The organism is Fimbriimonadaceae bacterium, assembly GCA_019638775.1.
Taxonomy (GTDB): domain Bacteria; phylum Armatimonadota; class Fimbriimonadia; order Fimbriimonadales; family Fimbriimonadaceae; genus JAHBTD01.
In genome coordinates, this window is the sequence record JAHBTD010000074.1 from 1 (window position 1) to 3,284 (window position 3,284).

Here is a 3,284-nt window from a genome sequence, read left to right on the forward strand (position 1 = left end):
TGCCTTAGCGAAGTTTCCGATATCCTGGCCGGCGTCGGCCATGAGCAAGGGCCACCACCTGAACGGAGTCCTTCACGACCCGGTAGACCAACGGGAAGGGAAATCGCTGAAAAAGATACCGGCGAGTGCCGTGGACGAACAGCGGCCAGCGTTCCGGAGCAAGAGAGACGGCTTCGATGCCGCGGTCAAGTTCGGCGAGAAACGAGTCCGCAGCCGACTGGCTTCTTGCCGCATACCATTGCCGAGCAGCTTGAGCCTCTTCAACAGCGGCGGGATGAAACACAACCGATAACCCGGGCATCAAAGGCCGAGTATCTTTCGACGGGCATCGCTCCAGGAAACGAGATGAGGGTGAGACGAATCGAGATCCTTGAGGCGGCGTGCGATTTCCTGCTCCCAATCCGTTTCGGCATCCGCATCAAGGGCGGTATCCAGGCTATCCAACAAGGACCCGGCCATGGCCGCGCGGGCTTCTGGTGGAAGCTTCAAGGCTGCTTCTAACAATTTGGTTGCGTCAGATCCCATGTGCGAAGTCTACCAGAAGCCATAGGAGCAAGAAAGCCTGTCCTGCGCGCCGTGACTGGGCCTGGGCCGCGAAGCGCCATCAACTTGCATGACACAAAGCCGCCATGAGGAAAGTGGCTAGGGCCTGGCGGGAGATTGATTCCCCACAGGCGCCACATGAGCCCCCGACTAAAGCCCCGGCGGCTCGAAGCCTGTCAACTCGCCGGCAGCCGGCTCAAACAGGACAGGCCTCGCCGTTGCCTCCGAAGCGCAACGGCCGCTGGCTACGGCAAGTCAGGTGCCCGCTCATGCAGTCAATGGGCGGACAATCCCCTGCCAGACACCATTTATAGAAACGATGTCCAGGAAAGAATGGGAAGCGCTGGCCAGACGATTCCCTGTGCTCGCGCAACGCGCGGCCTCAGAAGGCCCTCGTAGGACACGCGCACCGAGGGAACCAGCCAGGCCACCGCCAGGAATGGTTCGACCCCTTATAGCTGCTTGAAGGCGTTCCAGAAGTAAGGCTCGCGTCAGATTGCGAGTGATGGCCGAAGCCAGCTAGAAGTGAATGGCGCGATACGCTGAGCCAAGTCGCCCACCCCAGCAAAATTCTCAAATAGGCTTTTGCCGGTTAGTTGGGTAGTCATTGGCGGGAGGGGCATACGCTACAGCAAGCCGGCTCGCTTCGCGTCGGCGATGAACTGGAGTACGTTATCAGAAAACGATTCCTTATAGTCTGTGGTAAAGAAATTGATCCAGACAAACGGTAACAACCCGATCCATTGGATGCCCGTTCGACTAATGTTGTATCGATAACTCTGCTCTAAGCGGTTATCCACAAACACATCAAAGTGCGTCTCGAGTACAGTCCCTTCCGCGAAGCAGGGAATGATGGTCAACGTCCAATCCGATACTCGACAAAACGTGGAAGGTGGTGGACCGTCGGTCTGATAGGCATTGACATGCACACCAATTGCCGGCGAGTTAGGAGTGACGATGACTTTTATAAAGGGAGTGTACTTCTCAAGTGAGTCCTTCAGCAGTTGACTCGGCCACGGAATCTTTTCTTCATTGCTAACAGGAGGAAATCCTGCGAGGTAGGAGAATGAGAGAAACTCTAACCTGTCGTGCGTTTCAACAAGCGGTATGGCCGGCGCCCCGGCGGAACGATAGCTCAGAACTGTACAGGCCGAATTCAGGAGAAGCACATGTCCTAAGAAAATGAGACTGACGAGGGTGGGCGAATAACGTTTGATACCCATACGCATTCGAATCATGCGAGCATTCAGGGGGACAGCCCAAACAAGCCGTGCCTGTATACCATCTCATCAACAATTTGGCCACTTCCTTCCGCGCGATTCTCCCCTGTTCGCTGAAGATGAACAGGGCGGCGTGAGAACAAAGGGGGCGGGAGTCTTTTGTCATCGGACTGCGATGTCCGGGTTAGAAAAGACTCCCAACCCCATTATTCGACCCCATTGTTGTCATTCTCCGCAATAATTTGATTGCACGCTACCTCGCAGCCGAAGTAACATAATCGTTACCATCTTCATGCGCGAGATACGCATACTCGAATATCTTGACCTCAAGGCGCGTTCTCCATTTGCCACATGGTTCAAAGGCCTACCTGCTGTCGCCTCAGCAAAAGTGGCCGCAGCACTCTATCGGTTAGCTGCCGGGAACTGGTCGAACGTCAAGGGAGTTGGAGCTGGAGTGTTTGAACGGAAGATCGATGCCGGGCCTGGCTATCGCGTCTATTTCGGCAAGGATGGCGACAGTCTTGTGATCCTCCTAGGTGGCAGCACGAAGCAGCGCCAGCAACAGGCGATCGAGACGGCTAGAGTCCGGTGGACAGATTACCGTCGTCGTAAGGACACCAAGAAGACATAACAGGGAACGGGGGGGGGAACCTATGGCACTCACGCGAGAGTTCAGAAACACGGTGACGGCCCGCGCGGAGCGCGATCCCCGCTTTCGTGAGGCGCTGTTTACGGAGGCGCTGAATGCATATTTTTCCGGCGATACCACTGTGGGCAAGGCCATCCTCCGCGATCTGGTGAATGCCACCATTGGGTTTGAGGAGCTCGCCCTGACGCTCAAGAAGCCGAGCAAAAGCCTGCATCGGATGTTGGGTCCGAGTGGAAACCCAAGCACAGACAATTTCTTCAATATCCTGAACGCGCTCCAGAAGAAGGCTCGCGTCAGATTGCGCGTGACGGCCGAAGCCAGCTGAGAGTGAATGGCGCAGTACAATGGGCCGCGTCGCCCATTCACCAGTTCACATATCTTTCGTGTCAGTCATTCACGAATTCGACACCAATCTGCCGGGTCAGCGGGCCGAGCCCTCAGGGCATCGGCCCGCTTCTCGACCGCCTACGCCGGCCTAACTAGAGACCGGTTCCAGATCCTTGAGGCTGGAGAGTGCCTCTTTGATCACTCGCATCGTGTGCTCGATATCACCGTTCTTCTCACGCTTGGCATCTCGTTTGACATCACGCGGTTCTTTCTTCAGCACCGCCCCATGTTCCACCAGTGCCGCTCGGAACCGGCCCAGATAATATTCATAGTCGGTCCGCCCCAAGGTCGCGATCGCCTGATCCTTCTTCTCAAGCAACGCGCTCGTATAGAGCTGCCGTGCTTCCTCAATACGGGGAGCGGATCGACGGAGACGGCCTCCGGCTTCCTTGGCGGACGCCATCTCCCCCATTCGATCCCCCATGTCGAGCACCTTGTAGTCTCTGGCCAGCGGCGCGGCCAAGGCGACGCGTGCATGATAGGCC

General features: G+C 56.7%; 6 protein-coding genes. 2 read left to right on the forward strand and 4 right to left on the reverse strand.

Features of this window, described 5'->3' with window-relative positions:
- Positions 1–4: 4 nt before the first annotated feature.
- The 3 genes from KF784_19870 to KF784_19880 all read right to left on the reverse strand — a co-directional run bounded on the left by KF784_19870 (position 5) and on the right by KF784_19880 (position 1,766).
- Positions 5–301 carry a type II toxin-antitoxin system RelE/ParE family toxin gene (locus KF784_19870; protein ID MBX3121319.1) on the reverse strand — a complete coding sequence of 99 codons (297 nt, stop codon included), beginning with the start codon at positions 299–301 and terminating at the stop codon, positions 5–7.
- Positions 301–525, reverse strand: coding sequence for an addiction module protein (locus KF784_19875; GenBank protein MBX3121320.1), 225 nt, complete (start codon positions 523–525; stop codon positions 301–303). Before KF784_19875 ends, KF784_19870 begins: the two co-directional genes overlap by 1 nt.
- 644 nt (positions 526–1,169) lie before the next feature.
- Positions 1,170–1,766 (reverse strand): hypothetical protein, encoded by a 597-nt coding sequence (locus KF784_19880; protein ID MBX3121321.1) that lies wholly within the window; start codon positions 1,764–1,766, stop codon positions 1,170–1,172.
- Between the two features lie 289 nt (positions 1,767–2,055).
- Between KF784_19880 and KF784_19885 the strand changes: the two genes are divergently transcribed.
- Both KF784_19885 and KF784_19890 read left to right on the forward strand, forming a co-directional pair.
- A complete protein-coding gene (locus tag KF784_19885; GenBank protein ID MBX3121322.1) occupies positions 2,056–2,394 on the forward strand; it encodes a type II toxin-antitoxin system RelE/ParE family toxin in 339 nt (112 codons plus the stop codon).
- A gap of 22 nt (positions 2,395–2,416) precedes the next feature.
- Positions 2,417–2,737, forward strand: a complete 321-nt coding sequence (locus KF784_19890; protein MBX3121323.1) for a hypothetical protein — start codon at positions 2,417–2,419, stop codon at positions 2,735–2,737.
- Between the two features lie 150 nt (positions 2,738–2,887).
- Here KF784_19890 and KF784_19895 read toward each other — a convergent pair.
- The coding region (locus KF784_19895) for a hypothetical protein (GenBank protein MBX3121324.1) at positions 2,888–3,284 on the reverse strand (397 nt) is incomplete at its 5' end.

Coding starts and splice junctions, on each gene's coding strand:
- KF784_19870 (MBX3121319.1), bottom strand. CDS start 301: ATGCCCGGGTTATCGGTTGTGTTTCATCCCGCCGCTGTTGAAGAGGCT.
- KF784_19875 (MBX3121320.1), bottom strand. CDS start 525: ATGGGATCTGACGCAACCAAATTGTTAGAAGCAGCCTTGAAGCTTCCA.
- KF784_19880 (MBX3121321.1), bottom strand. CDS start 1,766: ATGGGTATCAAACGTTATTCGCCCACCCTCGTCAGTCTCATTTTCTTA.
- KF784_19885 (MBX3121322.1), top strand. CDS start 2,056: ATGCGCGAGATACGCATACTCGAATATCTTGACCTCAAGGCGCGTTCT.
- KF784_19890 (MBX3121323.1), top strand. CDS start 2,417: ATGGCACTCACGCGAGAGTTCAGAAACACGGTGACGGCCCGCGCGGAG.